The organism is Streptomyces alkaliterrae, from assembly GCF_007097205.2.
Lineage (GTDB): Bacteria > Actinomycetota > Actinomycetes > Streptomycetales > Streptomycetaceae > Streptomyces > Streptomyces alkaliterrae.
Genome location: NZ_VJYK02000382.1, coordinates 1 through 4555, shown reverse-complemented (window position 1 = coordinate 4555; position 4555 = coordinate 1). Strand labels below are relative to the sequence as shown.

The 4555-nt window shown below is 74.6% G+C and carries 5 protein-coding genes; 4 read left to right on the top strand and 1 reads right to left on the bottom strand.

Annotation, left to right across the window (positions count from 1 at the left end):
- Nucleotides 1–87 precede the first annotated feature (87 nt).
- Entirely contained in the window at nucleotides 88–249 is a 162-nt protein-coding gene (locus tag FNX44_RS24125) for a hypothetical protein (protein WP_153507685.1), read from the bottom strand.
- A 271-nt stretch (nucleotides 250–520) separates the two neighbouring features.
- Between FNX44_RS24125 and FNX44_RS24120 the strand changes: the two genes are divergently transcribed.
- The 4 genes from FNX44_RS24120 to FNX44_RS24105 all read left to right on the top strand — a co-directional run.
- On the top strand, nucleotides 521–1702 hold the full coding sequence (locus tag FNX44_RS24120; RefSeq protein WP_143651043.1) for an NYN domain-containing protein: 1182 nt from the start codon (nucleotides 521–523) through the stop codon (nucleotides 1700–1702).
- A 151-nt stretch (nucleotides 1703–1853) separates the two neighbouring features.
- Nucleotides 1854–2822 (top strand): ABC transporter ATP-binding protein, encoded by a 969-nt coding sequence (locus FNX44_RS24115; protein WP_181354224.1) that lies wholly within the window; start codon nucleotides 1854–1856, stop codon nucleotides 2820–2822.
- 55 nt (nucleotides 2823–2877) lie between these two features.
- On the top strand, nucleotides 2878–3732 hold the full coding sequence (locus tag FNX44_RS24110) for an ABC transporter permease (RefSeq protein WP_181354216.1): 855 nt from the start codon (nucleotides 2878–2880) through the stop codon (nucleotides 3730–3732).
- Nucleotides 3733–3802: 70 nt separating this feature from the next.
- Nucleotides 3803–4555: hypothetical protein (locus FNX44_RS24105; protein ID WP_143651040.1), on the top strand; the 753-nt coding region annotated here is incomplete at its 3' end.

The following is a 4555-nucleotide window of genomic DNA, read 5'->3' as shown; positions in this document are numbered from 1 at the left end:
GCCCCACCACCGGCCGCCCCGGCCCCACCGGCGGCGCCGGGCGCGGAAGTGCGCTCGGCGCCGCCGGTGGGTTTGACGCGCACACGGTCAGTTGTGGCCGAACTTCTTCGCCTGGCGCTTGCGTTCCGTCTTCGAACCGACGGACGAGGCCGTCGACTCCATCTGCTCGGCGGCGCCCGTGCTCTGCTCCGGCGCCGCCTTGCCGGTATCGGACGCCTTCGGTCGCATGCGGTTCTTGTTCTTGGCCATGCTGACCTCCTGGTCATCGGGTGTGTGGCCACAATCAGGCTTGCACGACCGGATGTTCTCCGCATATCAGACATATCCAAAAGTGGGGCCCTCGCGCGCCCGCTTGTCCCCTGCTCGCCCTCTTCCCGTCGTCTCCCGCCACGCCGATGATCGAGTCCGGCTGATAACGCCGGTACGGTCGGGCAGACTCTGAGCAGACTCAAGGCAAGCAGGCCCTGACCGCCCGCGGTGGTCCGTGTGATGCGAGGAAACCGAGGAAAGTGGGTGCGCCGTGGACCGTTGCGTTGTTCTCGTGGACGCCGGCTATCTGTTGGGAGCGGCGGCGAGTCTCCTCGCCGGTGAGCCGATGCGGTCACGGATCACCGTGGACCATTCGGCGCTCATCAGAGGGCTGCGTGAGCGCGCGGAGGCCGACACCGGCCGGGACCTGCTGCGCATCTACTGGTTCGACGGCGCTCCCGACCGGGTGCCGCAGCCGGAGCATCGCAGACTGCGGGTGATGCCGCGGGTGACGGTCCGCCTGGGCGCCCTCACCCGCAGCGAGGGTCGCTGGGCGCAGAAGGGCGTCGACGCCGCGATGCACGCCGAACTCACCGAACTCGCCCGCAACCGGGCCTGCTCCGACATCGTGCTGGTCACCGGCGACGGGGACCTGCTGCCCGGGCTGATGTCGGCCAAGGAACACGGCGTCGCCGTACACCTGTGGGCCGTCCAGGCCGCCGACGGCGACTACAACCAGTCCGAGGACCTGGTGGCCGAGGCCGACGAGCGGCGGGTGCTCGACCGGGAGTGGATCACCCGCGCGGTCCGGGCCAGGGACGTCGCCGGGCCGTGTGCGCCGCAGCCCCCCACCCGGCCGGAGATCGCCGCCATCCTCTCCGCGCCGCTGCCCGAGCCGCCCGCGGCCAAGAACGGCAGCCGCCCCGCGCCCGCCGAGCCCAGGGACGAGCCCCAACCGGCAAAAGGGGTGCCCACCCCACGCGATCTCGCCGCGCTCGGCCGGTCCGCCGCCGCCAGTCAGCAGCAGCCCGCGAACGCCACCCTGCGGTGGTCGTCGGACCGGGGCTGGGTCGAGCGCGGCGGAGTCGTCGAGCCCCCGGAGGCCGCCACGCTTCCCACGCTCGCCCAGCTCACCACCGCAGAGCAGCGATGGGCCGACCGCGAGGAGGACATCACCACCGTCAGCGGCGACCCTTTCGAGGTCGGGCAGGTCTTCGCGGGACGCTGGTTCGACCGGCTGGTCAGCCGGGCGGACGCCGACCGGCTCTTCGAGCAGTACCCGCGCATCCCGCACCGCATCGACGGCGAGCTGCTGCGCTACGCGGCCCGCTTCGGCCTGCTCGCGCACAAGGACGACCAGATCGACGAGAACGACCGCTACGCCATCCGGGCCGGTTTCTGGCGGCAGATCGGCGACCGCACCGGTCGGGAGCACCCGTCACCCGCGGAGTGAGCCCGGGTGACGGGACGGCGGTGGCGGGCGCGTACGCTGGTGGCTCGTGGAGACAGGCGCACGGCACAGCAAGACGGTGGACGGAAACGCCGAGGACACCGTCAGCGCTGCGGGCACGGCACACGCCGCCGCGGGCCCGGCGCCCGCCGCGATCACCGTGACCGACCTGGTCAAGACCTACCCCGCGCGCCGCGCCCGCCGCGGCCGCCCGGTGGCGGAGCCGGTGCGGGCGAGCGACGGCATCAGCCTCGGTGTGCGGCGCGGCGAGGTCTTCGGACTGCTCGGCCCCAACGGCGCCGGCAAGTCGACACTCGTCCGCCAGCTCACCGGACTGCTGCGCCCGGACTCCGGGGAGATCCACGTACTCGGCCACGACCTGGTGCGCCACCCGCAGCGGGCGGCGCGACTGCTCGCCTACCTCGGCCAGGAGACCACCGCGCTGGACGAGCTGTCGGTGCTCCTCGCCGCCGAGACGACCGCCCGGCTGCGCGGCCTGGCCGCCGACGCGGCCCGCGCCGAGGCGACCGCCGTACTCGCCGAGCTGGGCCTGACGCCGCTGGCCGAACGCCCGCTCAAGCGCCTGTCCGGCGGTGAGCGCCGACTGGCCCACGTGGCCGCCGCGCTGGTCGGCGAACGCGGCCTGCTCGTCCTGGACGAGCCGACCACCGGCATGGACCCGCTGGCCCGCCGCGCGGTGTGGGCGGCGATCGACCGCCGCCGCGCCGAACGCGGCACGACCGTCCTGCTGGTCACCCACAACGTCATCGAGGCGGAGACCGTCCTGGACCGGGTCGCCGTGATCGACCAGGGCCGGGTCATCGCCTGCGACACCCCCGGCGGCCTCAAGGCCCTCGTCGGGGACGACGTCCGGCTGGACCTGGTGTGGCGCTCCGAACCCCCCCTGCACGTCCCCGAGGTCGCGGCCCTGGAGGGCCAGGCCCAGCGCACCGGCCGCCGCTGGACGCTGCGGCTCTCCCCGGCCGACGCCCGCGCGGCGGTCACCGCCGTCACCAGCGGACCGGCCTTCGCCGCGCTGGACGACTTCACCCTCGCCACGCCCAGCCTGGAGGACGTCTACCTCGCGCTCGGCGGCAGCGGCGAGGGCCTTGTCCGAATGTGAGAACGTGTACCCGGCAGCGAGCCGAAGGTACGAGAAGAAGGTAAGGGTGAGGGGCGTGAGCACACTCTCCGCCGAGGCGGGGACCGGACGTCCCACGGCAGGCGGCGGCGAGCCCGTCGTCGGCGCGACCGTTCCGGAAGCCGCCGAGCCCGCCGAACTCGCGCCCGCCGCCCGCCTCTGGCCGGCGCTGTCGGCCGTCTACCGGGCCCAGCTGTCCCGGGCCAGGGTCGCCCGCATCCCGCTGCTCTTCGTCGCCACCTTCCAGTCCATCGGCATCATGGTGCTGATGCGCGGCGTCGTCGCCGCCGGACCGGGGGAGGAGGCCCGGGCGGTCGTCGCCGGCGCCAGCGTGCTGGTCGTCGCCTTCGTCGGGCTCAACCTGCTGGCCCAGTACTTCGGCCAGCTCCGCGCCGCCGGCGGCCTGGACCACTACGCGACGCTGCCGGTGCCCCCGGCGGCGGTGGTGCTCGGGGTCGCGGCGGCGTACGCGTCCTTCACCGTGCCGGGGGTACTGGTCACCGCGCTCACCGGCAGCCTGCTCTTCCAACTTCCGCTCACCGGACTGTGGGTGCTGCTCGCCGTCATCCCGCTCTCCGGCGCGGCACTGGCCGGGCTGGGCGCCGCGCTCGGCCTGCTCGCGCCGCGCCCCGAACTCGCCACGGTCTGCGGCCAGCTCGGCATGTCGGCGGCGCTGCTGCTGGGTGTGCTGCCGCCGTCCGGCATGCCGCTTCCGCTGCAGTGGGCGCGGGACCTGCTGCCCTCCACCTACGGCGTGGAGGCGCTGATGGCCACCTTCGAACCGGCACCGGACTGGGGCTCGGTCATGGTCGACCTCGGCGTCTGCGCGGCCGTCGGAGTGGTCTCCCTGCTCCTGGCGGCCTGGGCGTACCGGCACGCCGCCCGCCGCTGACCCCGCCGGGTCCGGCTGTTCGGCGGACCCGTGGCGGACGGTCGGCGCGGCGGCCTGGCACGATGTGCGGGTGAGCGCACCCACTCCCTCCCCGGACCCGCACGGCTCCTCCCGGCCACAGCCGCCCTACGACCCCTGGGCGCACCGCCCGGAGAAGGACGGCTCGACGCCGCCGCCCGCCCCTGCCGCGCCGGCCGCCGAGCCGGCGGACGGCGGGCAGGGCTGGGGCGCGCCGGGCGCCGGCGTGCGCCCGGAAGACCGGCTGGAGCTCGGGCTCGTCCGCCCCGGCGATCTGCGCAACCTGCTGGTCGTCGCCGGCTTCGTGGCGCTCGCCGGGGTTGTGCTGGGCCTGCTGTGGCTGTGGCTCGCGCCGGGCGTGCCGTACATCTCCGACGGCCAGCGCGCCTACCTCCAGAACAGCGAGGCGGAGCACGGCGTCGCCGTCGACGGCACGTACGCGCTGCTCGCCGCGGGTATCGGAGCGCTCTGCGGCGTCGCGGCCTTCCTCGCCCGGCGCTCGGGCGGTGTCGGCGTGGTGGTCGGGCTCGCGCTGGGCGGAGTGCTCGGTTCGATGGTCGGCCGGCTGCTCGGCGAGCTGCTCGGACCCGGTGGTGATCTCACCGCGCGGGCGGCGGAGGCCGGACGCGGCGGCGTCTTCGACGGGCCGCTGCGGCTGGAGGCCGAAGTGGCCATACTGGTATGGCCGTTGGCCGCCCTACTGACCCACCTGCTGGTCACCGCCCTCTTCGGCCCCCGAGACGAGGACCCGGCCGCCCCGGCCGTAGCCGTCGGTCCGGCAGGCCCCGCCCCCTTGCCCTTATAC

What these genes read in the sequence shown, in the direction of transcription:
- FNX44_RS24125 (WP_153507685.1), bottom strand. Translation starts at nt 249, where the DNA reads ATGGCCAAGAACAAGAACCGCATGCGACCGAAGGCGTCCGATACCGGC.